Source organism: Paenibacillus sp. PK3_47 (assembly GCF_023520895.1).
Classification (GTDB): domain Bacteria; phylum Bacillota; class Bacilli; order Paenibacillales; family Paenibacillaceae; genus Paenibacillus_AQ.
Window position 1 is genome coordinate 2,508,012 of sequence record NZ_CP026029.1, and the last position, 24,551, is coordinate 2,532,562.

The window sequence follows — 24,551 nt, forward strand, 5'->3', positions numbered from 1 at the left end:
TCCGTGCAAGGAGATTTGCGGTTTTTGTGCTGCAGCTATGCTTACTGTGGATAGCCCTCAGCAGGGGCCGGATGGGCTGCAATGTATTCAAGCGCATTGTAGACCATTTCCGCCGCTTCAGCGCGGGTCACTTCCTGTGCCGGATGGAACTTCCCGCCAGAGTCCAGACTGGCGATTCCAAACACCAGCGCCCGCTGGATGGAGCCGTCATACCCTGCGGTGAATTCGCTGCCGTCGGCCATCTCCACCGGCATAATCTTGATCATCGGGAGGTTGCTGTGCTTCTCAACCGCCAGCATCAGCTGGTGAGTGAATTCTTCGCGGGTCCAATTCTCTGCAGGATCGAGATCAGCCGGCAGGCCGAGATCGTTATTTGCTGCGATAATCAGCGCAGGTGCATACCAGGCAGCATCATTGGCATTCGCAAAATAATCCGTTGCCTTAGGCTCCTTGACGAACCGGAGCAGATCAATATTCAGGTCTAACGCATTGACGAACAGCTGGATTCCCTGTGCTGCAGTAACCGGGCCGTCCGGCAGAAACTTGCTGCCGCTGACACCCTGGACAATGCCTTTCTGCTGCAGTGCTGAAATTTTATCCTTGGCAGGTATCCCTTCCAGATCACTGAAGAATCCGGAAGCCGCAAAGCTTTGTCCCCCCAGCGTCAGGGCGAGCACAGCTGCCGCCGTTAATGTAAACCGTTTAATTACCGGGCTTCTCATAACCTGTCACCTCACAGTAAATTTGTAGGCTCTACCTCTGCTTCTTTCTTCCAGACGGACAGGATCAGGAAAGGTTGCAGGCTATATCCGGTCATTATCCAGCCGGAAAAGCTGCATGATCGTTAACAGTCTACTCAGCACCCGTCGTCTGTACCTGCGGGTTCTTCTGGTTAAGCACACTATCTTCCAGCATACCGTCAATATCTCCGTGTTCCCTGCGGATATGCTGTTCACCCCATGCACAGAGGGAATCCAGAATCGTCTGCAGTGACCGGCCGTATTCACTGAGCTCGTACTCCACCTTGGGCGGCACCTGATTATAGCTGATCCTGTTCACGATACCGTCCTGCTCAAGCTCGCGGAGCTGCTGGGTGAGCATTTTCTGCGTAATATTCGGCATATGCCGCTTCAGATCACTTGTCCGCATCCGGCCATGATTCAGATGGCAGAGGATGACACACTTCCACTTGCCCCCGATGACCTCAAGCGTTGCTTCAACCGAGATATTATATTTTTTAACCATAAAGGTTCCTCCCGAAAGTTATATTTGCATGTTCATTCCGTAGCGGTACAGGTACTTTTTAGTACCTATAGTACTTTAAAGTACGTACTACCCTTTATCGAACGGATAATCCATAATAGCATTTACCGGCCGGTGATTACCATAGTGTAGGAGTGGAAAGCATGTTTATAGCTCAAAGAAGAAGTACCCTTGCGCTGCTGGCCTTGGCAATCAGCGCCTTTGCAATAGGGACAACCGAGTTTGTCAGTGTCGGCCTGCTGCCGCTCATCGCTGATGACCTGAATATATCCGTAACTGCTGCCGGATTAACCGTAACTTTGTACGCACTGGGTGTAACCTTTGGAGCACCGGTGATTACATCCCTGACCTCAGCAGTCTCACGCAAAACACTGCTGGTCTCGCTGATGGTCCTGTTCATCGCAGGCAACGGTCTTGCCGCTGCTGCAGACAGCCTTGCCGTACTGCTGACTGCCCGGGTAATCTCGGCCCTCTCCCATGGCCTGTTCATGTCGATTGCCTCTACAATCGCCGCAGATCTGGTACCGGAAGACCGCAGAGCCGGCGCGATATCCATTATGTTCACCGGACTTACAGTAGCCACCGTAACCGGTGTGCCGCTCGGCACGTTCCTGGGACAGCAGCTGGGCTGGCGTGCCGCTTTCATTGCAATTGTCATTACCGGGATCCTTGCACTGGCTGCCAATCTGGCGCTTGTACCCTCCGCTCTCCGCAAAGGGGTAAGGACGCCGCTGGCCGAGCAGGTCAAGCTGGTGACCAATGGCCGCCTGCTGCTTGCCTTTGCCATTACGGCTCTCGGTTATGGCGGCACCTTTGTCGTCTTCACTTACTTATCGCCGCTGCTACATGAAGTCAGCGGATTCAAGGAACAGACGGTTGCCGTCATTCTCCTCCTATACGGGATAGCTATTGCTGTCGGAAATGTGATCGGCGGCAAGGCAGCCAACCGGAAACCGATGAATGCCCTGTTCTATATGTTTGCGCTGCAGACTGTTGTTCTGCTGATTCTGACCTTTACCGCTCCGTTTAAATCTGCGGCTCTGATCACTATTTTCTTTATGGGGCTGCTGGCTTTCATGAATGTCCCCGGCCTGCAGATATTCGTAGTGATGCTTGCTGAACGCTACGCTCCCAATGCCAGAGATATTGCCTCGGCAGTCAATATTGCCGCCTTTAACGCAGGCATTGCCATCGGCGCCTATCTCGGAGGAATTGTTACAGATCATCTGGGGCTGATTCATACCGCCTGGGTAGGTTCACTCATGGTTCTGGGAGCTGTTGTCCTTACAGCCTGGAGCCGTGCCCTGGAACGTAAAGAAGAGACTACCCTACAGACCGTTACCGGCTGACGTTCCCATCCGGCGGCATTCAGCCAACTTTACAAAGACACATTTAATATCATTTCAGGAGGTCATTTATTTATGACACAGCATATACAAAACAAAACTGTATTACAAAACGGTGTAAACATGCCTTGGCTTGGACTCGGTGTTTTTCAGGTCGCTGATAATGAGGAGTTAATTCATGCAGTAAAATCGGCTATTGCCCACGGCTACCGCAGCATTGATACTGCGGCTATCTATGAGAATGAACGCGGAGTCGGACAGGCGGTGGCTGAAGCGATGATTGAGAATAAGCTCACGCGCGGGGACCTGTTCATCACTTCGAAGGTTTGGAATGCCGATCTGGGGTATGAGGAGACACTGGCTGCTTTCGAAGTCAGCCTTAAGAAGCTCGGCCTTGCATATCTGGACCTGTATCTTATTCATTGGCCGGTCAACGGAAAATATAAAGAGGCCTGGAGAGCAATGGAAACCTTGTATCAGCAAGGCCGCATCAGAGCAATTGGTGTAAGTAATTTTCAGATTCATCATCTGGAGGATCTTATCGCAGACGCCGCTGTCAAGCCGATGGTGAACCAGGTGGAGATGCACCCTTACCTCTCCCAGCAGGAGCTGCGCAGCTTCTGCAAGGAACAGGGCATCCAGATTGAAGCCTGGGCACCTCTGATGCAGGGCGGGCTGCTGGATCAGCCTGTGCTGCAGGAAATTGCCGCGAAATACGGCAAATCGGTTGCCCAGACCATTCTCCGCTGGGATCTGCAGCACGGCATAGTGACGATACCCAAGTCGACCAAAGAGCAGCGGATTATCGAGAATGCTTCCCTGTTCGATTTCCGGCTGAGTGCTGAAGATATGGCCCGGATTGACAGCCTGAACCGTGACCAGCGGGTGGGGCCTGACCCGGACAACTTCGATTTCTAAGCTTCCGGTTAATTATTGGCCTCCTACCACGGCAATGAGCACGGGCAGGACAAGGAATGATGCCAGGGTCGTCCAGACAATGCAGCGCGATACCAGCGAAGGCGAGCTGCCGAACCGCTCGGCGAGCACCACGGAGTTAACGGCCACAGGCATGGAGGCAAGCACCAGCAGGACGGAGAATAAAGTTCCTGTGATATTCAGCAGGGACAATACAGCTGCGGCAAGCAGCGGAGCCAGCAGCAGGCGGACTGTGATGCCCGTCCAGAAGGCCAGCTGGACGTTGCGCTGTGTATGGGCGGCTCTGACCTTGACCATCTGTGCTCCCAGGATGGCAAGCACCACGGGTGAATAGGCGGCAGCCGCCATCGATACCCCTGATGCCAGCTCCCCGGGCATATGCAGGCCAAGGCCCCGCAGCAGGAAGGCCAGAATAGCCGCGTAGATCGACGGCAGGGAGAACACGGACTTCACGGCGCTTTTTACCGAAAACTGCGATCTGGCGGCAAAGTAAACCCCGATGGTATTTACGATTACCATTTGAGCAATGACGTAGACGGATGCCTTATCCAGGCCAAGCTGCCCAAAAGCCAGCAGCACCAGCGGAAGCCCGTAATTGACGCTGTTTGTAAATGTGGAAATCAGCGTCAAGCCCGCCGCTTCCGCAGGTGCCAGTTTCAATATTTTGCTCAGCACATTTGCCAGCCCCCACAGAAGAAACAGGTTCAGCAGTGAGAAAGCGAGCGTCTTGTACACATCATCCAGTGAAATCTCTGCCGTTGCCAGCGTGTCCAGAATAATGGCCGGACTGAGAAAATAAAGATACAGCGTAAGCAGCGGTTTGGTGTCGAGATTCTTGAACCGGCCCAGCAGCGCTCCGGCACCCACCGGAATCGACAGCGGGACAATAACCTCTACCAAGGTTGTTAACACGGTTTGAATCACAATCAGGACTCCTCTGTTCTATAGTTTCCCTTACTATAACGCCATTATGCCGGCATCGTCCAAGATGTGAGGGCAATATGCTTAATAGATAATGCCTATGCAGCCCGCAATCTGCCTCACCGCAAAAAAATCCCCATTCCCTTGGTACAAGGGGACGGGGATTTTTTTACATTTTGATCTCCAGCAGCTCGTATTTAATGACGCCCATTGGAGCATTTACGCTGATGACATCGCCGACTTTTTTGCCGATCAGCTCTTTGCCCAAGGGACTTTCGTAAGAAATCTTGTTGTCCAGCACATCGGCCTCAGCCGGGCCAACCACTCTGTATTCAATTTTTTCGGAGTACTCTACATCATTCAGGATAACCAGCATACCCACGCTTACTTTGCTCAGATCCATCTTGCTCTCGTCAACGATCTGGGCTTTGGTCAGCATTTTTTCCAGAGTCATGATGCGGGTCTCCATAAACGACTGGTCTTCCTTAGCCGAGTGGTATTCGCTGTTCTCCTTCAAATCCCCGTAGCTAATGGCCAGCTTAAGCCTGGCTGCAAGCTCCTTGCGCCCCACTTCCTTGAGCTCCCTGAGCTCTTCCTCCAGCTTGGCTAATCCTTCTTTGGTCAAAAATACTTCTTCATTGGACATGTGTTTACAACTCCTATTTTGGCCTGCTTTATTGTATTCTACCCCATATTTCCCCAACATGCGAAAAATAACTGATCCCACCACAGGGGCGGCCGATTACATTAGCAAAAACCCCGGACAAAGCCCGGGGCTTTCTGACATTCTGTTATTCCGGAAGATGCTCTTTGCAGAAATCATGCAAAACCGCTTCTTCATCCTCTTCCAGATCAAAATCAAGCAGCTTGCCGGTTGTTGTCTCCAGCAGGTCATAGGTAACGATGCTGAACTGCCCCTCCAGGACTTTGGCCACCACACGGGCCGAAACCCCGCCTTCTACGTACAGTTCATCATCTTCCGGCACATCCAGCTGAATGACATACTCGTAACGTTTACCGCTAATGATCCCGAACGGATCTCTTACATCCTCCACAGTGTAGCTTGCAAAGGTCAGCATTTACATTCCTTCTTTCCTTGTTATCCAGCCACTACGCTGTTCTTGTCGGCACTGTCCTGCCTGATCTGCTTGCTGCGCAGCTGGCCGCAGGCGGCATCGATATCGGTGCCGTGCTCCAGCCGGGTGCTGACGCTGATTCCCTGCTTCTTGAGCGTGTCAAAAAAGGCTCTGACCGTCTCGCGCTCAGGACGCTGGTATTGGCCGTGCTCATCCACCGGGTTATATGGGATAAGGTTAACGTTGGCCAGCTGACGGCGGTCTCCGATCAGTTCAGCCAGCTCCAGGGCATGCTCCTGCTGGTCGTTAATATCCTTCAGCAGAATATACTCCAGCGTGATTCTCCGGTTGGTTTTCTCCAGATAATAGTCGATGGCCGGCATCAGCTTCTCCAGAGGGATTGCACGGTTAATCTTCATGATCCGTGTCCGCAGCTCATTATTCGGGGCATGCAGGGAAATAGCCAGATTCACCCCGGCGTTTGCGTCGGCGAACTCTCTGATTTTACCGGCCAGACCGCTTGTGGAGACCGTGATGCCTTTGCCGGCAATCGCCAGACCCTTGTGATCCTTCACGGTGGCCAGGAAGTTCATCAGATGGGTAAAGTTATCGAACGGCTCACCGATACCCATAACCACAACGTGGCTTACTCTCTCTCCAAGACCGGCCTTATCCAGATGCTGCTGCACCTTCATGATCTGCTCGACGATCTCACCGCTGGTGAGGTCACGGCTCTTGGCCAGCAGCCCGCTTGCGCAGAAGCTGCAGCCGATATTGCAGCCCACCTGGGTGGTTACACAGACGGACAACCCGTATTTTTGACGCATCAGCACGGTTTCAATCAGGTTGCCGTCCTTGAGGCGGAACAGGAACTTGATCGTCCCGTCAGCCGACTCCTGCTTCACATGCTGCTCCATGGTATGAAAAATATAATGCTCCGACAGCAGCTGTACACACTCTTTGTTTACTTCAGACATCTCAGCAAAATCAGTAATCCGCTTGCGGTATATGGAATCCCAGACCTGTGCTGCGCGGGATTTTTTGTGCCCGTGTTCCTGCAGCCATGCGGTCAGCTGATCCAGCGTTAATCCATAAATGGATGGTTTGTTCATTTCTCTTCCTCTTTTCAAAACTTGAAATGCAATCTATTTGACCTTGAACGGACTATGCCAACAACATCTACTCATTGTCTCAAATTTTGTATATTAAAACAAGGGAAATACCTGTCACAGCGCTCATTTTACCAGTAATTCAGGACCGGATTTGTGCTATTGTTCATATTTGGTGCCCCAAACCAAAAAAGCGCAGTCCCTGTGACCGCGCTTCCTGTGCCAAAGCAGTTTATTTATACAGAACTTTTTCCACATTGTATTTCGCTTTAAGCTTGTTCACAATGTAGGTCTCATAAATTTCTCTGTCCACCGGATCTTCTACGACGCACACTTCAATTTTGGCGACTTCATCGCGGTGCGGCTTCATGACGGATACATTATCCTCAAAGTGCTTTTTGATTCTCGGTCTGAGCTTTCTCGCTTTGCCCACAAAGAGCAGTTCATCCTTGTCGTTATAGAACATGAAGATCCCGCCGGCTTCCCGTGTAATCAGGTGAAAGTCCGTAAATCCGTAAATATTGCTCAATACAGGATTTTCCTGCTTTGTAATGGTCACATCCGGTTTCGGGATGGTAATATTGATCATATAGCTCACTTCTTCCCTCTTGTATATAGAAATAAATAGTAACACAGTTCCGTTAGCCTGACTATTTCTATTCTTTACAGAAAGGCTGTATTTTAGAAGCGCTGTCCATTATTCTGACTGTGACTGCCGCTTCCGGATCGAAAGGATGGTCTCAGTAATCCCCTGTTCAAAAGATGTTGCCGGTATAGGACCCACCAGCGCCTCATATTTCTTTCCGCTCAGCACAAGCGGTTCCTTAGTCAAATACAGCATTTCTACAATCTCCTTCATGACCGGAACAAACAAACCCAGCAGCGTCAGTCCAAAAGCGCCAACAGGAACGACCATTCTGGACTTGCCGCTTGCCTTACGCGCAATATCTACAATCTCCCGGCCTGATATAACGCCTCCTCCCGGGATATTCCAATTCTGCCCATATGCTTTGTCCCTGGCTGCCAGCTCCACAATCATAACCGCTGCATCCGGAAGGTATACATACTCTCGCGGAACCGTCATATTGCCGATGAACATTCCCGGCTTACCCGCAGCAACCGCCTCCAGCGTTGCACCGAGATAGGAGGCTTCATTGGCTGTCGGCCCATAGTAATCCGGCAGCCGGACAATCAGCCGCTCCGCATGTTTCCAGCGCGGGCTGAACAGCATCTGTTCGAATTTAAGCTTGGTTTTACCCTTACGGGTGTGCGGGTTTTTGGGATGATCCTCTCCTGCCGGCTGCGCATCGATTCTTCTGCCGTATGGATAGATGCCGTCGACTGCGACAACTCTTGTACCCAGCCTGTCTGCAGCCTCCATCACCGACTCGCCCATAGGCAGTAATTTGGCGGTCATTTCGTGATAAGGGACAGAGGCACAGTGGAAAATTACCTCCGCACCCTGTGCTGCCTGCTGCACATCAGCCGGTTTAAAAATATCACCTGCCGCCAAGCACAGTCCAGCCGGATTACCGAGCGTTGCTGCCAACTGCTCCAGCTTGGGCATGGACCGCCCGAAGGCTACCGTTTCAACACCTCTTTTTAACAGTTCCTCAATAATGGCTCTGCCCGTTCCTCCTGTTGCGCCTAATACAACCGCTTTATTAAACATCTAATTTTCCTCCTTTAGTACTGTAGTATTGATTGGTCACTAACCTGCTCTGTGAAATAGGTTTCTATACCTTGATTCTGTTTGGTATATTCCTGTCTGGGGCTACAGCGTCTGAATTCCTTGTACTACTTGCAGATGTACGCAGTAAAGCGCAGCTCTAAAGTTATTGGTTAATCACTAACTTAAATTGATAATGACTAAGGGGATCTCCCCCTAATCATGCCCGCTGCGTCTGAGACTCAGCCGGACTTACAAATGTTTCGGCTTCAGCTCCGGCATTCCCAGCGCCATTGCAATATTGCAGAGCATACCGTTGGCCATGAAGGTGCTTACCAGCACTTCCGGGTGCTTCATTCCAGCGCCAACAAATTTCTCTTTAACCACGTCCGTTACTTCAAGCATTCCCTTCTGCATCGAGCCCAGGATAAGCTCATCACGGATTCCGAATGCCTGCACCTGCAGCAGAATCTCGTTGGGATGGGTCTCCATGAGCGCTTCATAGGAACGGATGCATTCAGCAAGAAGCTCTTCTGCCGGAGCCTCAACTCCTCTAAAGGTACGGATAATCCGCTCGAATGCCCGGTCCAGGGCTGCTATAAATAATTCCTCTTTGTTCTTAAACAGCTTAAAAATGTACGGCTGCGATATGCCGACCTTCTCAGCTACCTGAGCGGTGGTGGCCCGGTAATAGCCGTATTCGGCAAATACAATCACTGCCGCCTCCAAAATCTGCTCCCTGCGGTTTACAGACACGGACTCATCAGCTTTATTCCGGGTATTGCCGGATTGCTTATTCATTAATCATGATACCCTCCTGTTCGGCTGGAATAAGTAAATCGGTAGCGGTTCATCATCTGCTTCGATATGGGAATCTATCCGTGAAGAATTGGTTATTGATCAATCACTTTCTTGGTAATAATATAATGTCCTTCCTTTAATTTATCAACCCCCCAATTCAAAATTTTTTTAGCTGGCTGAAAACCATGCCTTTGGAGCATATATGTACTCCATGCAGTTATAATCTCTGATAGGACGTGGAAATTATGATTCAGAGATATAACTGTACGGACTACACTTATGTTAGAACCGGAGCCTACTTATGATGAAAAGGACAGACCTGAGCCTCCTGAATTGAATCAGGCTCGCCGGTAAAGGCGGCATAAGCAGATTTCTGATAAATTAGGCGGGGACTCAAATGAAGCTCCTTCAAGGTGTGGTCCTCCCAGATTGGAGTGGAAGACGGCGACATCGGCGGAATGAGCCAGTGCCATTTGCCTGAAACCTCCCGCTCCCGCTGCTTCTCCTGCTCCTGAAAACGGACGAACTGGTCGGCCGCTGTATGATGGTCCACAATGCTGACTCCCGCCCGCTTGTAGGAATGCAGCACAGCCCGGTTAAGCTCCAGCAGGGCCCTGTCTTTCCACAGCGAGGTATTAGTCGAACGGTCCAGTCCCAACAGGTCAGCCACAGCCGGGAGCCGGTTATACCGCCCTGTATCCCCAAAGTTACGTGAACCAATCTCAGTTTCCATGTACCAGCCGTTAAAAGGGGCGGCAGTGTATTCCACACCGCCGATTTCCAGCAGCATGTCCGAGACAATGGGAACGGGATACCAGCGCAGCTGCAGGTCTGCAAAACGTTCAATTTCCGGATGAGTAAGTTGAACCTCCTGAACCAGAGTTTCCGGAATAGGGAATACACAAGGCGGTTCATCGCCGATGCTGACCACGAGCGGCAGTACATCAAAATCCCCGCCGCTTCCCTGCCAGCCAAGCCTACGGCAGACGGAAGTGAAAGCATCGGAAGACGGGTCGCCCGAACGCCGATGCACACCATCCCCGGGATATCCCGCATACCGGATCAATTGATGATTCCAGATGCGGATCATCCCGTCCGGGTCTTCACCGCTATGAAAAACCGTCATGACCGGACGGATCCGGCCGTTGTTATAAGCCCGCCCGATATGCCCCATGAGCGCTTCGGCAACCTCTCCGGCGGTCCTTGCCCCGCGGGCATCGACCACCTCCAGCGTATGCCAGAACAGCCGCCCGATGCAGCGCGCATTATTCCGCCAGGCCATTTTAGCCCCGTGGGCAAGCTCTTCCCCCGTATGCCTGTATGTACTTGTCTCCGCAATTTCCCGCCGGACGGCCTGAATCCGTGCAACGGTTTCTTCCTCGGTCTTCTGAAGCTCGGCATAACACTGCCATATGAATGTTTCTGCCTGATCTTCCAATCTTTTATGCTGCAACCGGCGATCTCTCCCTTCTGTCTCGTCTGCAAGTAACACCTTTATCAATAAGCAAGAACCCAGCCAAAACTAATACTTAACTTGTATATTATAACAAAGGAAGCTATAGTACTCGCTAAAAAGCCTCTAACTAAACTAACCACGGAGAGTGAGCTATGAGTAAATTCGGTATGTATGCCAAATTCACGGCCAAGCCCGGCCAGCGCGATGAACTTGCGGAAATTCTGCTGGAGGCGGCTGCGGCTGCTGAGGCAGTGGAGGAATGTGAACTTTATATCATTAATTTCACGGATAGCGACCCTGATACGCTCTGGGTAACGGAGGTGTGGAGCCGGAAGGAAGCACATGCAGCTTCGCTTACCCGGGAAGCCACCAGGGCCGCGATCCAGCGGGCCATGCCGCTGATCGCAGGTGTCGAATCCATACCGCTGAATCCTGTCGGCGGCAAAGGGCTAAGCTTCGCTGATGCTACCCTGCTGTAGCCGCAATTCAAACAGCACACAGCGGCCTTGCAGAAGCCTGTCCGCTGTGTGCTGTTTCTGTTGGCTGCGGCGGCTGGAGAGTTATGGTCATCAGGTTACTCCATCTCGGCCAGCCTTGCCATAATTCTCCTTTTGCGGTAGAGCATCCGGGCCGCTTCCGCCACATCCTCCAGCGTCTTCCGGTTGGTATAGGCCCCGAAGAACATTCCGGCGACCGGAACCGCCTGCAGCATCTTTTTCCAGCCCCAGTTATCACGGTATACTGTAACAACTTCCTTCCAGCCCTGGATTTTCGAGACGGCTTCGTTCGTTCCGGCGGCAATATCACCGCTGCCTCCGGCCTGCAGATTCAGCTCCTTCAGAATCGCCTTCTTGCCGACAACGTCTGAAGAGGCAAACTGCATCACCTTTACCGTGAATATCCGTTCCGCTTTGTCTGTCGGATCATATCCATAGCACAGGGCTATTTCCTGAATAACCTTTAGTGAAAGGCCAAGAATAGCGGGGATATCTGCCGCCAGCGTGAACACACCGCCGAAGCCTGTAGTAGCTCCCTGTGCAGTCGCCACATTCCGGCTGCTGTGGCTCAGCTTCTGAGCCGTCTGATCCATCACCGCGAGTGAGAAAGGCCCTTTCTCCGGCCCTCCTGCAGCCACGCTGGCAGCTTCGATCAGCGAGCCTACCTTGCGTCCGGCAACCAGATAGTTGCCTCCATTCTGAATGTAGCCCCCCAGCTCGTCCAGCAGCTTGCCCAGCTTATCGTGAATGATCTTCGGCGTGATCTTGTCCAGCAGCTTGAACGGCAGGCGGGTGAGCTGATCCCAGATCATCAGCTTGTTCTGCTCCTTCTCCCAATTCGCAATCTCGGCAAGTGCGGCCTGCAGCTCCCCGGCAGTCTCCAGGTGCGGCAGTTGTTCAGGCGTTGTCATCGTATCGGCCTCCTAAAAATTATATTTTTCTCCAGCAAAATATGCTTCATCAGCATCCTTATATTCGATCCTGTTTGCTGTTAGCTTCTACGCTTGGCAAAGGGTTCGGTTCCGCATCTCTATATTTAATAACCCGAAACCCCGGGCCATGAATGCCGCCCCTAGTCTGGAAACCCTTTTTGATATGTAAAAAGGGCATTCCCGGTGTGACAACCGGAAATGCCCGCAATCAAGCTGGCTAACTCTTGTATCAGCTGTTCTGATCACCCAAAGCGGCAAGCCGTTTTTTCTCTTCGGCCAGCCGCTCTTCGGTTAATGCTACACCCTGCCGGCCGATGGAGCCCTCAGGCGCATGGCTGACCGCCTCCTCTGCATGCGTCAGGCTGTTCTCTGCCTGGGTGATCATCTTCTCAGTCGGATGACTTTGAGCCTGAGTGATGGCGTTATGCAGCTTGGTTACAGAATCATGCGCCTGGTCCACTGTGCTGTTGGTCCGCAGGCTGGATTCATAATGTCTATCCATGGTAAGCCCTCCCTTATAACACGCTGTATTCCTCTGTTAGCATGGATAAGGCGCGGGATTCTTATACCCGGATTTCTTACACCAGGATCATGGCGGTAATCGTCATCGCGGCAAGTCCGAGCAGCACCGGCTTCAGATTGCGGCGGGCCAGCTCGAACGGGCTGACTCCGCAGATGGCTGCTGCCGGAATCAGCGCCCAGGGAATCAGAGTCCCGCCGCCGACCCAAATGGCAGCGACCTGGCCAAGAGCAGTCAGTGTTGCAGCGCCGGAGTGGATGGCTGCCGCGAACAGCTGGGCAATCGATCCGGCCAGTGAAATCCCGGAGAAGCCGGAGCCGTCAAGCCCTGTAATTGCACCGATCACGGTCATCGTTACCGCCCCCACGGCACCGTTAAGCGGGACATGCTCCGCCAGGGCAACCCCAAGGTCATTTACAATGCCGTGCGAGCCGTCAGGCAGTGTGTTTCCGAACAGCACGCTAAATGCTGAATCTCCGAGATAAAAGAAGGCCGCTATCGGGATTACCGGTCCGAATACTTTGAAACCAAAGACAAAGCCGTCGATCAGATACGAAGTAATCCTCTCCAGCCCCTGATTGCGGTGGCCGAGCAGTGTAACGATGATCAGGATCAGTACGGCAGTTCCTCCTACAAGCGCCGTGGCATCGCCGCCCTGCAGATCCAGCAGGAACATGATGATAACATCCAGCAGAAACAGCAAGGGGATGGCGATAGCCAGCCCCTTTTTGAGCCGGTCGCTCATGAAGACAGGCGCCGTTTCCTCACCCGGCGGTGTAAGCGGGCCTGCCTCTCCCTTGCCGGCAATCAGCCCGTCCCGCCAGGTTCCGTTCTTCTGATCCCGGCGCATCATCCAGAAGGCAGCCACCGTGGTGACAACCCCCATGACAATCACAAGCGGTACGCTGGCTTCCATTACACTTGTCACCGGAAGCCCGGCGGCATCAGCGGTCAGCTTCGGCGCTCCCTGAATAATATAATCCCCTGAAAGGGCGATGCCGTGGCCGAACAAATTCATGGCCATGGCCGCACCAAGTGCAGGCAGGCCGACACGGACCGCCACCGGAAGCAGAACCGCACCGACCAGCGCAACTGCCGGCGAAGGCCAGAAGAAGAACGAGGTGACCATCATAATGATCCCGATGCCCCAGTAAGCCATCGCCGGTGTGCGCAGAAAGCGGGTAAGCGGGGCAACCATCGTCTCATTGATGCCTGTGATAATCAGAATCCGGCTCATCGCCACAATAATCGAAATAATCATAATTGTGCCGAGCAGTTCTGTCGTCGCGTAAATAAAAGAATTAAAGATCCCCGACACCGAGCCGCTCAGACTCTGCGTGGCAAGCAGCCCCAGGGCAAAAATCCCGGCTACACAAATCATTGTCGTATCACGCCGCCGGATCAGCAGCGCCAGTATAAACACAATAAACACCAGATATACATAGTGGATCGCACTTAAATGTATGCCCATTTGGAACGCGCCCCTTTTCTCTTCCGCAGGATGGTGCTATATGCTATGCGGAGGAATAGGCGTATGTTCGCAGGGTCAGTGCGGCTCTTCCCGGAGATAGTCCGGCTGTTTGACGGCAATAATCATAAATCTGTGCTCGGTACTCTCAAGGGCGCCCTCTTGTATCAGCATATCCTGGAGCATGCACAGCTTCTCGTAGCACTTTTCCACAGTAAAGCCGGGAAACTCCCATTCAATAATTGTGGCAAAGTACACCAAGGCCCCGATATCCCGGAATCTTAGCACCGGATAAGCCTCGTCCGCTTCAAGGACTGTAAACCCGCTGCTGCGGAGTTCAGCACAGACCGGTTCCAGGCTGAAGGCTTCATCTGCAGCAGCAGCCTCATCACCTAACAGAAACTCTGATAAGGCCCGGTTATTCTGTCCTCCAACCTGCTGGGTGATGAATACGCCCCCTGGCTGCAGAATCCTGTGCACCTCACGGACAGAAAAGGATTCATGGCGGTTAATAACCAGGCTAAAGAATCCGTCTTCAAACGGCAGGGCCTCATCGCTGAACACCTGCCTAAGCTCAATGCCGTGGGAAGGGAACCGTCCCCTGCATAACTCCACATTAGGCGGATACGCTTCTGTAGCATAGGTTCTGTTCCGTGGCGGCGACAGCGACAGAAGAAGTTCCCCTCCGCCGGTGCCCATGTCCAGCAGGTTGCCTTTGTTCTGGCCCATATATGATTTAACGGCTGCTTCGTAATCCCAGGGTAACTTCTCTTCCTCCATCCGTCCGGACAGTGAAGAGAAATCCCAGCCAGTGAAGGTCCGTCGGGCCTCCTGCAGCCATATTTGCTTCCAATTTTCAGTTTTCATAATGAACTGTACCCCTCTCGCATGCTAATGTTTGCTGTGCGGATAAGGTGCAGCTGAGCGCTTCACTGATAACATTCCCTTCCTCTAAGCCCGGTATCAATCTGTTATCAGATTAGTTCAACCGCACCGGGCAGTTACCTCGTTTAATCACCATGCCAAGCCTCTCTTCCGGGTGACAGAGCTTCCGGACACCCTGATATTTCCACCTCATATTATCATAGCCGCAGCACAAAGAGGAAGCCTGAAGGCTTCCCCTTAACAACAGCTCTTTCAAGCAGAGCTGTCCTCTATTTCGCCAGGGCGCTGGCAGCTGCATCTTCACCGCCAAGACGGCCGGAAGTGAAGGAGTAGCCGAGACCGACGCCGTTGCCGACATAAGTATCATTGTAGAGTACACCTTCTGATTCAAGGCCTACTGCGTACAATCCCTTAATTGGTACACGCTGGTCATTGAGCACCTGGAATTGGGTATTGACGAGCAGTCCGCCGACCGAACCCAGGTTATTAATCTCAGCGATAATCGCATAGTATGGACCGCTGTCTCCCATCGGAAGCAGGTAATCCTTCGTTTTGCCGAATTCCGTATCAACGCCGGTCCGGGTCGCTTCCTGATACTTGTTGAACGCTTCAGTGAATACAGCTGTATCCATACCGGCGTTTGCTGCCAGCTCCTCAATGGAATTGCCTTTAAAGCCGTCGCCATTGGCAACCATCGCTTCAAATACTTTGTCTGCATCCTTCCAAGGCGTATCCAGCTTGAACTGGTCAGCGAACACCGCATAGAACTCCGGCGGCATGCCCGGAAGCGCAGGCGCTTTTACACCGTTCATTCCTTTGGCCGTCAGGGCATCAATCTGCGCTTTAGAGACAATTACCAGATGATAAGGTCCGTTAAAAGCACTGGTGTTGGCAGCCGCTACGGCGGTCAATGTTGCCGATTCATCCCTGAAGCGCGCGCCGGAGGAGCCGACATTCATGAAGTTAGGGAGATAGGTCAGCATCAGCGGATAGCTGGCAGCGAACGGCTCATACTGGGCCTTCAGCTTTTCGGTCGCTCTGGCCAGCGTCTGGTGCAGCATTTGGCCGCCAAAATTGTCGGGCACCTTGGCCCCGGCATCCCAGGACATCTGCAGTCCTTCCCCGATATTCTGGCCAAGACCGCCGTTCACACCCTCGAATCCAAAAGCCTCTTTAACCATTTCCTTATTGGCAGCATAACCGCCTGTAGCCATGATGATGCTCTTTCCGGTAATTTCAAGTGTTGTGCCGTCAGCCTTCTCGGCAACTACACCTGTAACCGCACCATCTCTGCCGGTCATCAGCTTCTTGGCCGTCGTTTCGGTCAGGACCTCCCCGCCTGTTGCCTCCACCGAAGCGGCAAGCATAGCGCGAAGCAGATCCTGGCGGGTCTCATAAGCCGGAAGCATATGCAGCTGTTCCCCGTCAAAATTGATAAAAGTCGTCTTGTAGCCTTTTTCATCAAGCCAGTCATAGGTTGCACCCGACTCGGTTACATACTGGCGGATCGCTCCGGCGTCCACACGCCAGTGGTTGTCCACGATCCAGTCGGCGATTTCCTGCTCCACATTGACTTTGAGCCCGCTGCTGACCGCGGCCGAGGAATTGTAGAACTTGCCCGCCCAGGACAAATTGCTCGCGCCGCCGATCGTGGCTGTCTTCTCGATAAGGATGACCTTGGCCCCTTTGTCTGCAGCAGACACGGCTGCCGATACGCCGGAAGCCCCGGCACCTACGACTACGACATCTGCCGACAGCTGTTCTGTTTTGCCTTCGCCGGATTTGGCCACGGCTCTGGATTTGAAAGCTTCCACGTTGCCGCCTGCCTGTGCAAGGGCATCTTCAACCGCAGCCAGAAGCGCGCTGCTGGATTCGGAAGCGCCGCTGACGGCATCGACCGCCAGTGTCTGGCCGGCAATGATCTCTTCCTTCACTTTATTGATCGCCTCGACACCGATGCCTGCCGTCTCATTCTGGCTGAGCACCTGGATATCCGTAATGGTCTGCTTCTCATCCAGCGTTACCTCCACCTGGATTTTGCCGTCTTTACCGTCGGCCTCCGCCTTGTAGGTTCCTGCCTTAAAAGAATCCGGTATTTCTGCTGATTCCTCCGGCACCTGCGATGCTTCCGGTGAAGCGGACGGCGGTACTGAAGCTTCCTGTTCAGCTGAATTGCCGCTGCAGCCGCTAATGACAGTAAGCAGCATGATGAGACACAGTGTTACCATGAACATTTTGGATGATGATCGTTTGTGCACTTTCTTTTCCCCCTGTATCGTTGTTAGCAGTCCTTATGAAGCTCATCAGAGCCCGATGAATATGCCCAGAGTGTAAACCTTAGTGCAGGACCAAGGTCAATGAACTATATGTGAAACTTTTCTCAATCTAAGCAATCAAATAGGAATGTTGATCTCCAGATAAGTCTTGTGCTCTCCGCCCGTTCTTTCGGTAAACAAAATTTTGCCCGTGATATCCCCGGTGATGGCATAGCGGTGCTCTTCAGCATAATCCAGCATGAATTGGAACGCCCCCCGCTCAAGATACTCCTCGTCATGCGAAACAATCACTGAAGAGATGCAGGTGCCAGGCTGAACATATTCCACACTGTCATTGAGGCAGACCGCAAGCTTGTCCTGATCGGCTTCAAGCAGAGCCAGCCCCCAGCTGTAGCTCAGACCGGCGTTTCCGCAGATGTCTCCCGTATTCTCTATACGAAAAGAGTAGAAGGTAAAAGGCAGCAGCTCCATCCATTCCTGAACCGTTCTTTTGAGACAATCCTTCTGAAGAAGGGTATTCCTGTCCGTCTGCTGGATCCGGTACATCCCCGGCGCCTGCCTGATCCTGCACTTGTAAAAGGAACCGCCGATCATCCGGAGCTCCTTGTGAATCTCCTCCATCTTCTCCAGCAGCAGCGTGCTGCGCCTGATCTCCGCCTCTAACTGCAGCCGTGCGGCAGCGATTGTATCAACTACCCGCTCCGACGGTGCGTCATTTATCAGCTCGGCAACATCCTGGAGCGGAATCTGCAGACTCCGGTACCACCTGCTCGACAGCAGGTTTCTGGCATCCAGGTCGCCAAAATATCGGTAGTTATTGTGATGGTCTTTGACCGGCCTGACAATATCATGCCGCTCATATAAGCGCAGTGTATCTGCTGTGACGCCGAGAATTGACGCGAACTCCCCGATTGAATATTTCATGAAAAGCCCCCCAGCTTTGTCGAAATTTATCTTTGACTACTTCATGATAGTGTCTTTCGGTGCCAATTCTTGTGGATTTTGTCACATTTGCAGCCATCTTTTCCTGTCGCCCCCGCCGCCGGCATCGTATATACTAGAATTTACTAGAAAATCTGATCAGCGGAGGAGTGGTCATCCCTGTGAATCTGTCAGAAAAGGTAGCAAACCTCCCTTTGACTCCCGGCGTGTACCTGATGAAGGACAGTCTCGGGCATATTATCTATGTAGGTAAGGCCAAGCAGCTGAAGAAACGGGTGCAGTCCTATTTTTACAACTCCAAAGGGCACTCACCCAAGGTCAAACGGCTGGTCAGCAACATCCGGGACCTCGAATACAGGCTTACTGATACCGAATTTGAAGCGTTTATGCTGGAATGCCAGCTGATTAAAGAAATCAAGCCCATGTACAATAGAAAAATGAAAAATCCGCTCGCCTATACCTACATCTCTATCCGCAGAGAGGGGGCTTACCGCCAGCTTGAAGTCGGCTATGAGCCTGGTGCAGGGGAGAAAAGCCATCATTTCGGCCCTTACACGAGCAGAAGCACGGTGGAAAGAGCGATCCAGGGCATCAAGGAATCCCAGCGGATTCTGTGCAGCAGCCCTCATGTCAAAAACAGTTTGTGCCTGAACCATTCGCTGGGCTTGTGTATCGGCATGTGCGGGGGCGGGAAAGCGCTGGAGCAGTATAATCTGATCATCGATCAGGTCATCGCACTGTTAAACGGGAGTGATACCGGAATTTTGAACGATCTGGAGCGGCGTATGGAGGAGGCTGCGGAGCGGTTTGATTTTGAGGCAGCGGCCAAATACCGCGACTATACCGGGGCAGTGCAGGCATTGCTGCATAAGGAAAAGGTCTCCAGATTTACGGAGGAAAACCGCAACATCGCTGTGCTGGAATCGGTCAGTGAGGCTGCACTGAAGCTCATTCTGATCAAGGGCAGCCGGATCATCCATCAGGACAAGCTGGACAGCGGACATCCCGGACTGCAGCAGCTGATCACCTCAGCGGTCAGGGATCATTTCCGCCTGGCAAAAGACCAGCCCCCTGATGAGGTCAACCGCCATAAAATTGACGAAGCCCAGATCATCTACAGCTACCTCAAGCACAGCTCCGGCTGCTACATCCTTATTCCGGGAGAATGGCTGGAGCCGGGGCCGCAGGCAGATCTGGATGAGGGAGTCCGCGGACTTCTGGACAGCTGCTTTGAGCAGGCAGAATAACGGTAATTCAAAAAGAGGCTGTTCTCCGGTCAGAGTGATAATGACCTACGGAGGACAGCCTCTTCTTATGGCGACCGGCCGGGTAAGCGGCTGGCTTTAGTCAAACGGTGTTACGCCTTGTCTGCATTCAGCAAATCGCTGACACCCTGGCTGAGCGGTGTAAGCGGGCGGCCCAGCAGGTTCGTAAGGTCGCTGCTCTCCAGATCCAGAGCGCCTTCACGAATGGCCTGCTGGATCGCAACCACGATCGGCAGGGCAAAGTCCGGCACACCGGCACTGGCCATGACACTGGAATATCCGGCATCATCCACCTGCTGCACAGCAACCTCTTTGCCGAGTACTCCGCCGACAACTGCAGCCAGCTCTTCCTGGGTCAGCGCAGGTCCGGACAATTCGTAGGTCTTATTCTCATGTCCTTCACCAGTCAGAACCGCTGCCGCAGCTTCTGCATAATCACGGCGGGTTGCCCAGCCTACTCTGCCGTTCCCTGCCGAGGTTACCCATGGCGCACCGGCTGCAGCAGCCTGAATGGACCCCGCTTCATTCTCCAGATACCAGTTATTGCGCAGGAAGGTGTACGGAATCCCGGTTTCCCGGATGAAGCCTTCTGTTGTGCGGTGTACAGGGGCCAGGAACAATGGGCTCTCCTCTGCGTTGGTTGCACTGGTATAAGCAATAAAGCCTACGCCTGCACGGACAGCGGCATCGACAGCGGCCTTATGCTGGCGGATCCGTGTATCATTGTCGCCGTCCGCGGACACGATAAGCAGACGGTCCACGCCTGCGAACGCCGCATCCAGCGTCTCCGGCTGATCAAAATCGCCATGTCTTACCTCCACTCCACGGGCCCGCAGGTTTTCTGCCTTCTCCGGGTTTCTTACACTGACCACAATATTCTCCGCTGGTACGGAGGCGAGAAGTCTCTCTGCCACAATTGCACCAAAATGTCCTGTTGCTCCGGTCAATCCGATTTTCATATCCATAACCTCCGTATAAAAATATTTATTTATGCTAATGTCTTCTTCATATCCTGCCGGTTGAACATTTGTTATCCTGTAACTATTGTAGTTACATGTGCTGAAGATGTCAAATCCTAATCTTTGTCCTATGCTTTGACCGTCTGAAAATAACGGTAGATCCGCTGCAGCTTCCTGCTGTGCTTCCCCCGCGGACTTTCCATGCTTCCGAACTCAAAAAATTTCACCTTACGGATGCCTACAAAGTTGAACAGTGCCTTGCGCATCAGCATTTTATGGGCATTCCCCAGCCACAGCAGCGGATAATTAGCGGGTCCCTTCATCACGGAAACGCATACCACCGATTTTCCCTTCAGCAGTCCTTCCGGAAGCAGGCCGCCCTTGTCACGGTAGGCAAAACCGGAAGCAAACATCTGGTCTATGTAGCCCATCAGCATCGCCGGCGGCCGTCCCCACCAGATCGGATAGACAAGAACAATCTGATCCGCCCAGCTCAGCTGTTCCCTGTACTTGGCCAGCGCTGGATCACTGTGCATATCCCTCCTGCGCTTTTTTTCATTAAAAATCAGTACCGGATCGAACCCCTCCTCATACAAATCAAGCACCTGAATCGCGGAGATATGCCGGTTCTCACTGCTTCCCCGGATGACTTCCTGCAAAAAAGCATAACTTAAGCTGTGATGATTCGGATGTGTATAGATGATCAGAGTGTTCATACAGAGGATTCCCCTTTACTTGTCATTTGATAACAAAAGGGTAGCACATCCTGATTTTAGTTGTCAAAAGATAATTGTTTTTAGATAATTATTTTGCTATCGTTTCATCTGGAGGTGATTGTATGGACAACAGCGTTTTATTTCAGAAAATTGTGGCTTTTACCACCGCCGTCCATCAGATTACAAACGAGATAACCAAAGATGTGAAATCCGCAGAGCTAACCTCTGTCCAGTATAAAATAATGGAGTACATCGCTGTCAGCCAGCCTGTAACGTTAAGTGAAATCAGCGATTGTATGCATATGTCCATGCCGAATACGAGCCGGGAGATGCGCAAACTGAGTGAAAAGGGTCTTTGTGACAAAGTGACCGATCCGCTCGACCGGCGGAAACAGGGCATCACCTTATCTCCCTCCGGCCAGGCGATGATGAACGAGGCTTTCCTGACGGTTGCGGCCCGGTTCGCGGAGCGGATTTCACAGGCGAATGAAGCCGAGCGCCGGGAGATCGCACAGGCGCTGGATCTGCTGCAGAGGAAGGTGTTTTACTAGATTGGCCGTATCAGGTACAGTGAAGCGGTGTTTTCCCGAGTGACGCTTCAAGATGCTGCGCCGGTACGCAATGGGGAGGATCTGTGTGGGAGGGCATAACGCTTAGTTGTATTTACTGCAGTTAAAAGGCTGCGAAAAACCGGATTTCAAAGTTTAACTGCATTCTGTGCATGTAAAAATAGCGAATTCTCTCTTTCTGCGGAATTTGGAGACTTTTAATTGCAGAACATGCAGCTAATGCTTATACGGCACAAGATTTCGGCGTTATAGTTGTAAGAAGTACAGCTATGTGAATTGGCACCGGGATACTGTGGTTCGGTGGGACTGAGATCGCTGATTTACTCGTGCATCCGCTAGAGGGGTCCGCAAAGTCTGCCGCAGCTAGAGAGCTGCGGAGCCTAATTGGATATCCTCCACCTAATCCTGTTCATTTTGCGTGTTTAAGAGATTTAGCCGGAAATTCTCCAGCTATTGAGGCGGATACGAGCTTTTTGAGACTCATCCAGTACATTTAAGTGGAGTTTTTCCAACAAGGATTGGAATAGCGGCATTTTTCAGTGAAACAGATGGAGATTTTCCACTTGGCTTGATCTGTACATGTCTCTTAAGGCGTTTGCCGGATAGTAACGCTGTGGTCCAGGTCCAATTTGCATCATGCTATAGTGCGTTAGTTAGCCGTCTGCATTTTCATTTTTTGCCGGTGCCACCGCCTCTCTTCCGGTTCCCGCCACACGCGTTGGCAACAATTGCCACACAACCATTCTGTCTTGTCATAGTCCAATGTATAGAGACCAAATCTATCCATAAGGTGATGAATACATGACGAAAAGCAAAAATATCCTGCTCACGCTGCTGGCTCTGCCCTTATTCTGTTCAACCTCTGCGCATGCCGGTGCAGCAGCCCAGACACACAGTGCTCCGGCGGCGTCAGTATCGATTTATCTGGACGGTGCACGCCTTCAGCCTGAAGCTGCCCCGCTCAATATTAACGGCAATGTGCTGGTTCCCATGCGCAGCGTATTTGAGCAGCAGGGTGCGAGGCTGTCCTGGAACAACACATCCAAGACGGTCACCGCAACCAAGGGCGGCACCAAGCTGACCTACCGTATGGGGGAGTCCGCAGCCAAGGTAAACGGGACTACCGTGAGTCTGTCCGTGCCCGGTCAAATCTCCGGAGGATACAGCATGATTCCGCTGCGTGTGATCAGTGAAGCGCTCGGAAGCACAGTATCCTGGGAGCAGGCCACCCGTTCTGTACGGATTGCATCTGCTGTAAACTATGAAACATCCATTAAGTGGGGTGTCAATGTGCGCAGCGCTGCGGACGGAAAGAGCAGCCTTGTTCAGCCGGAAATGCTGGCTGCGGGCGCCAAGGTTCATGTCATACGCGAGGCCGGTGCGCTCTGGCTGGAAGTGCGGACAGAGGATAACCGTACCGGATACATATCAGCTAAACCGAAATATACGGACTATACCAGCTCTTCGCTGCTGGACAAGCAGGCGGATGCGCTGCTGGCATACGGCAAAACGTTTACGGGGACACCCTATGAATTCGGGGCATCACCGGATCAGACAGATACGTTCGACTGTTCTTCCTTTGTAAAACGCCTGTTTGCCGATATCTTGTCGGTAGACCTTCCCCGCGTCTCCTACGATCAGGCCAAAGAAGGGGTGAAGGTCGGGCTGAATGAGCTCCGTAAAGGCGATCTGCTGTTCTTCAGCGCACGGGGCCTGGACATAGGACATGTCGGAATCTATGCAGGCAATAATCAGATTCTGCATACCTATTCCAAAAAAGAGGGTGTCCATATCGAGCCCTTCGACGGCCAGTGGAAGGAACGGTTTGTGACCGCCCGCAGAATTTTGCAGCAGTAACATTAAGAGCCCCTTTAACAGCAGACCCCGCCACATGTCTGCTGCCCTTAAGGGGCTTTTTCTTTATATCAAAAAAGCCCCTTACAGGAGCTTTCCGGCCAGCTTCAAACTGTGGGTCACGCGGTTTCTGCCTTCTTTTTTGGAAGTATACAGGGCCTCATCGGCTTTCTTGAGCAGAGTATCGGCTGAAACACCTTCTGTACAGGTCGCAATACCGATGCTTACCGTGATATGTCCGGTATCCCAGACTGTCTGTGCTGTCACCTGCCGCAAATTTTCGGCCACCATCCCGGCTTCGGAAGCATTGATATCCGGCAGAATGACTACAAACTCTTCTCCGCCGTATCTGGCTATAATATCCTTTTCACGGGAATGGAATTTCAGCAGGCTCCCCAGCTTCTCCAGGACATGATCCCCGGTCTGATGCCCAAAGGTATCATTTACCTGTTTGAAGTGATCAATATCAATAATAAGCAGGGACAACGGCTGCTGCGTCTTTGCGGCTTGCTCCAGCTGATCATTCAGCTTCTCTTCGAAATATCTTCTGTTCTTAAGCCCCGTAAGCTTGTCTGTAGTAGACAGCTCCAGCAGAATGGCATTAAGCTCCATAAGCTCGGCCTGTTTCTGCTGAATTTCGGAGTGAATCTGGCCCAGGCTGGCCAGTGCCTGATCCTTCTGCCAAAAGGCTTCTTCAATCTGCTTCTTGGCCGAACGCAGCTCCAGCTCATAGTCCATGCGTTTGCTCATCTGTACCAGCACGCAGTCAATAACCGGTACGCCATCTGACACCAGACTGCGGCCGTTCAGAATGTACGGCACCGGTTCACCCCAGCCGTTCTTCAGGCTGATGAACAGCTCCTCTACATGCCCGTGCAGGTTGATATTGGGGTAGAAATAAGAATGGAAAACCAGCTGGTTGGCCTTGGACATTATAGATTCAATATGCTTATGCAGCAGAGCCTCCCGTGTATATCCCAAGAGATACAGGAAGGTATGATTCATATCCGTAATGATGCCCTGATGTGTGATAGACAGGTATCCGCACGGTGCATATTCCAGTCGTTCATCCATTGGTAAATAACCTCGCA

At 52.3% G+C, this 24,551-nt stretch carries 25 protein-coding genes; 6 read left to right on the top strand and 19 right to left on the bottom strand.

The features are described from left to right. Positions 1-41: 41 nt before the first annotated feature. Positions 42-722, bottom strand: a complete 681-nt coding sequence (locus C2I18_RS11205) for an S-layer homology domain-containing protein (RefSeq protein ID WP_249901257.1) — start codon at positions 720-722, stop codon at positions 42-44. A 130-nt stretch (positions 723-852) separates the two neighbouring features. Then, on the bottom strand, positions 853-1,245 hold the full coding sequence (locus C2I18_RS11210) for a winged helix-turn-helix transcriptional regulator (RefSeq protein ID WP_249901258.1): 393 nt from the start codon (positions 1,243-1,245) through the stop codon (positions 853-855). A 161-nt stretch (positions 1,246-1,406) separates the two neighbouring features. Here C2I18_RS11210 and C2I18_RS11215 point away from each other — a divergent pair, with 161 nt between their 5' ends. Both C2I18_RS11215 and C2I18_RS11220 read left to right on the top strand, forming a co-directional pair. Beyond that, a complete protein-coding gene (locus C2I18_RS11215) occupies positions 1,407-2,612 on the top strand; it encodes an MFS transporter (protein WP_249901259.1) in 1,206 nt (401 codons plus the stop codon). A 72-nt stretch (positions 2,613-2,684) separates the two neighbouring features. Next, the gene (locus tag C2I18_RS11220; RefSeq protein ID WP_249901260.1) at positions 2,685-3,527 is read left to right on the top strand and encodes an aldo/keto reductase; all 843 of its coding nucleotides are present in this window, start codon (positions 2,685-2,687) and stop codon (positions 3,525-3,527) included. 12 nt (positions 3,528-3,539) lie between these two features. Here C2I18_RS11220 and C2I18_RS11225 read toward each other — a convergent pair whose 3' ends face one another. The 8 genes from C2I18_RS11225 to C2I18_RS11260 form a co-directional block, all read right to left on the bottom strand. Further along, positions 3,540-4,469: an AEC family transporter gene (locus C2I18_RS11225; RefSeq protein ID WP_249901261.1), complete on the bottom strand. Its 930-nt coding sequence runs from the start codon at positions 4,467-4,469 to the stop codon at positions 3,540-3,542. A 166-nt stretch (positions 4,470-4,635) separates the two neighbouring features. Beyond that, positions 4,636-5,112, bottom strand: a complete 477-nt coding sequence (greA, locus tag C2I18_RS11230) for a transcription elongation factor GreA (protein WP_249901262.1) — start codon at positions 5,110-5,112, stop codon at positions 4,636-4,638. A gap of 145 nt (positions 5,113-5,257) precedes the next feature. Further along, entirely contained in the window at positions 5,258-5,545 is a 288-nt protein-coding gene (locus C2I18_RS11235) for a DUF6509 family protein (protein WP_249901263.1), read from the bottom strand. Between the two features lie 20 nt (positions 5,546-5,565). After that, positions 5,566-6,654, bottom strand: a complete 1,089-nt coding sequence (gene rlmN / locus C2I18_RS11240; RefSeq protein ID WP_249901264.1) for a dual-specificity RNA methyltransferase RlmN — start codon at positions 6,652-6,654, stop codon at positions 5,566-5,568. Positions 6,655-6,883: 229 nt separating this feature from the next. Beyond that, positions 6,884-7,240 carry a nucleotide excision repair endonuclease gene (locus C2I18_RS11245; RefSeq protein ID WP_249902085.1) on the bottom strand — a complete coding sequence of 119 codons (357 nt, stop codon included), beginning with the start codon at positions 7,238-7,240 and terminating at the stop codon, positions 6,884-6,886. Between the two features lie 108 nt (positions 7,241-7,348). Next, positions 7,349-8,323 (bottom strand): SDR family NAD(P)-dependent oxidoreductase, encoded by a 975-nt coding sequence (locus C2I18_RS11250; protein WP_249901265.1) that lies wholly within the window; start codon positions 8,321-8,323, stop codon positions 7,349-7,351. Between the two features lie 249 nt (positions 8,324-8,572). Beyond that, a complete protein-coding gene (locus C2I18_RS11255) occupies positions 8,573-9,121 on the bottom strand; it encodes a TetR/AcrR family transcriptional regulator (protein ID WP_249901266.1) in 549 nt (182 codons plus the stop codon). Between the two features lie 295 nt (positions 9,122-9,416). Continuing rightward, positions 9,417-10,574, bottom strand: coding sequence for a nitric oxide synthase oxygenase (locus C2I18_RS11260; protein ID WP_249901267.1), 1,158 nt, complete (start codon positions 10,572-10,574; stop codon positions 9,417-9,419). A 155-nt stretch (positions 10,575-10,729) separates the two neighbouring features. On the opposite strand from C2I18_RS11260, the gene C2I18_RS11265 reads away from it, so the two are divergent. Next, positions 10,730-11,056, top strand: a complete 327-nt coding sequence (locus tag C2I18_RS11265) for a putative quinol monooxygenase (RefSeq protein ID WP_249901268.1) — start codon at positions 10,730-10,732, stop codon at positions 11,054-11,056. A 95-nt stretch (positions 11,057-11,151) separates the two neighbouring features. Here the strand turns inward: C2I18_RS11265 and C2I18_RS11270 are convergent, their stop codons facing one another. From C2I18_RS11270 to C2I18_RS11295, 6 genes are all read right to left on the bottom strand, one after another. After that, positions 11,152-11,985, bottom strand: a complete 834-nt coding sequence (locus C2I18_RS11270) for an EcsC family protein (RefSeq protein WP_249901269.1) — start codon at positions 11,983-11,985, stop codon at positions 11,152-11,154. A gap of 250 nt (positions 11,986-12,235) precedes the next feature. Next, complete coding sequence (locus tag C2I18_RS11275) at positions 12,236-12,508, bottom strand: hypothetical protein (RefSeq protein ID WP_249901270.1); 273 nt, start codon at positions 12,506-12,508, stop codon at positions 12,236-12,238. 76 nt (positions 12,509-12,584) lie between these two features. Continuing rightward, the gene (locus C2I18_RS11280; RefSeq protein WP_249901271.1) at positions 12,585-13,997 is read right to left on the bottom strand and encodes a hypothetical protein; all 1,413 of its coding nucleotides are present in this window, start codon (positions 13,995-13,997) and stop codon (positions 12,585-12,587) included. 75 nt (positions 13,998-14,072) lie between these two features. Beyond that, positions 14,073-14,861 (bottom strand): class I SAM-dependent methyltransferase, encoded by a 789-nt coding sequence (locus tag C2I18_RS11285; RefSeq protein WP_249901272.1) that lies wholly within the window; start codon positions 14,859-14,861, stop codon positions 14,073-14,075. Between the two features lie 287 nt (positions 14,862-15,148). Continuing rightward, positions 15,149-17,137, bottom strand: a complete 1,989-nt coding sequence (locus tag C2I18_RS11290; RefSeq protein ID WP_249901273.1) for an FAD-dependent oxidoreductase — start codon at positions 17,135-17,137, stop codon at positions 15,149-15,151. Positions 17,138-17,272: 135 nt separating this feature from the next. Next, a complete protein-coding gene (locus C2I18_RS11295; RefSeq protein ID WP_249901274.1) occupies positions 17,273-18,079 on the bottom strand; it encodes a MerR family transcriptional regulator in 807 nt (268 codons plus the stop codon). Positions 18,080-18,258: 179 nt separating this feature from the next. On the opposite strand from C2I18_RS11295, the gene C2I18_RS11300 reads away from it, so the two are divergent. Beyond that, positions 18,259-19,344, top strand: a complete 1,086-nt coding sequence (locus C2I18_RS11300) for a UvrB/UvrC motif-containing protein (RefSeq protein WP_249901275.1) — start codon at positions 18,259-18,261, stop codon at positions 19,342-19,344. Positions 19,345-19,454: 110 nt separating this feature from the next. On the opposite strand, the gene C2I18_RS11305 is transcribed toward C2I18_RS11300, so the two are convergent. Continuing rightward, entirely contained in the window at positions 19,455-20,321 is an 867-nt protein-coding gene (locus C2I18_RS11305; RefSeq protein ID WP_249901276.1) for an SDR family oxidoreductase, read from the bottom strand. A gap of 128 nt (positions 20,322-20,449) precedes the next feature. After that, positions 20,450-21,037 (bottom strand): NAD(P)H-dependent oxidoreductase, encoded by a 588-nt coding sequence (locus C2I18_RS11310; protein ID WP_249901277.1) that lies wholly within the window; start codon positions 21,035-21,037, stop codon positions 20,450-20,452. 122 nt (positions 21,038-21,159) lie between these two features. Between C2I18_RS11310 and C2I18_RS11315 the strand changes: the two genes are divergently transcribed. Both C2I18_RS11315 and C2I18_RS11320 read left to right on the top strand, forming a co-directional pair. Beyond that, positions 21,160-21,588 (top strand): MarR family winged helix-turn-helix transcriptional regulator, encoded by a 429-nt coding sequence (locus C2I18_RS11315; RefSeq protein WP_249901278.1) that lies wholly within the window; start codon positions 21,160-21,162, stop codon positions 21,586-21,588. Between the two features lie 819 nt (positions 21,589-22,407). Further along, entirely contained in the window at positions 22,408-23,463 is a 1,056-nt protein-coding gene (locus tag C2I18_RS11320) for a C40 family peptidase (RefSeq protein ID WP_249901279.1), read from the top strand. An 81-nt stretch (positions 23,464-23,544) separates the two neighbouring features. Here the strand turns inward: C2I18_RS11320 and C2I18_RS11325 are convergent, their stop codons facing one another. Next, positions 23,545-24,534: a sensor domain-containing diguanylate cyclase gene (locus C2I18_RS11325; RefSeq protein WP_249901280.1), complete on the bottom strand. Its 990-nt coding sequence runs from the start codon at positions 24,532-24,534 to the stop codon at positions 23,545-23,547. Positions 24,535-24,551 lie beyond the last annotated feature (17 nt).

What these genes read in the sequence shown, in the direction of transcription:
- C2I18_RS11205 (WP_249901257.1), bottom strand. Translation starts at nt 722, where the DNA reads ATGAGAAGCCCGGTAATTAAACGGTTTACATTAACGGCGGCAGCTGTG.
- C2I18_RS11210 (WP_249901258.1), bottom strand. Translation starts at nt 1,245, where the DNA reads ATGGTTAAAAAATATAATATCTCGGTTGAAGCAACGCTTGAGGTCATC.
- C2I18_RS11215 (WP_249901259.1), top strand. Translation starts at nt 1,407, where the DNA reads ATGTTTATAGCTCAAAGAAGAAGTACCCTTGCGCTGCTGGCCTTGGCA.
- C2I18_RS11220 (WP_249901260.1), top strand. Translation starts at nt 2,685, where the DNA reads ATGACACAGCATATACAAAACAAAACTGTATTACAAAACGGTGTAAAC.
- greA (WP_249901262.1), bottom strand. Translation starts at nt 5,112, where the DNA reads ATGTCCAATGAAGAAGTATTTTTGACCAAAGAAGGATTAGCCAAGCTG.
- C2I18_RS11235 (WP_249901263.1), bottom strand. Translation starts at nt 5,545, where the DNA reads ATGCTGACCTTTGCAAGCTACACTGTGGAGGATGTAAGAGATCCGTTC.
- rlmN (WP_249901264.1), bottom strand. Translation starts at nt 6,654, where the DNA reads ATGAACAAACCATCCATTTATGGATTAACGCTGGATCAGCTGACCGCA.
- C2I18_RS11245 (WP_249902085.1), bottom strand. Translation starts at nt 7,240, where the DNA reads ATGATCAATATTACCATCCCGAAACCGGATGTGACCATTACAAAGCAG.
- C2I18_RS11250 (WP_249901265.1), bottom strand. Translation starts at nt 8,323, where the DNA reads ATGTTTAATAAAGCGGTTGTATTAGGCGCAACAGGAGGAACGGGCAGA.
- C2I18_RS11255 (WP_249901266.1), bottom strand. Translation starts at nt 9,121, where the DNA reads ATGAATAAGCAATCCGGCAATACCCGGAATAAAGCTGATGAGTCCGTG.
- C2I18_RS11265 (WP_249901268.1), top strand. Translation starts at nt 10,730, where the DNA reads ATGAGTAAATTCGGTATGTATGCCAAATTCACGGCCAAGCCCGGCCAG.
- C2I18_RS11270 (WP_249901269.1), bottom strand. Translation starts at nt 11,985, where the DNA reads ATGACAACGCCTGAACAACTGCCGCACCTGGAGACTGCCGGGGAGCTG.
- C2I18_RS11275 (WP_249901270.1), bottom strand. Translation starts at nt 12,508, where the DNA reads ATGGATAGACATTATGAATCCAGCCTGCGGACCAACAGCACAGTGGAC.
- C2I18_RS11280 (WP_249901271.1), bottom strand. Translation starts at nt 13,997, where the DNA reads ATGGGCATACATTTAAGTGCGATCCACTATGTATATCTGGTGTTTATT.
- C2I18_RS11285 (WP_249901272.1), bottom strand. Translation starts at nt 14,861, where the DNA reads ATGAAAACTGAAAATTGGAAGCAAATATGGCTGCAGGAGGCCCGACGG.
- C2I18_RS11295 (WP_249901274.1), bottom strand. Translation starts at nt 18,079, where the DNA reads ATGAAATATTCAATCGGGGAGTTCGCGTCAATTCTCGGCGTCACAGCA.
- C2I18_RS11305 (WP_249901276.1), bottom strand. Translation starts at nt 20,321, where the DNA reads ATGAAAATCGGATTGACCGGAGCAACAGGACATTTTGGTGCAATTGTG.
- C2I18_RS11310 (WP_249901277.1), bottom strand. Translation starts at nt 21,037, where the DNA reads ATGAACACTCTGATCATCTATACACATCCGAATCATCACAGCTTAAGT.
- C2I18_RS11315 (WP_249901278.1), top strand. Translation starts at nt 21,160, where the DNA reads ATGGACAACAGCGTTTTATTTCAGAAAATTGTGGCTTTTACCACCGCC.
- C2I18_RS11320 (WP_249901279.1), top strand. Translation starts at nt 22,408, where the DNA reads ATGACGAAAAGCAAAAATATCCTGCTCACGCTGCTGGCTCTGCCCTTA.
- C2I18_RS11325 (WP_249901280.1), bottom strand. Translation starts at nt 24,534, where the DNA reads ATGGATGAACGACTGGAATATGCACCGTGCGGATACCTGTCTATCACA.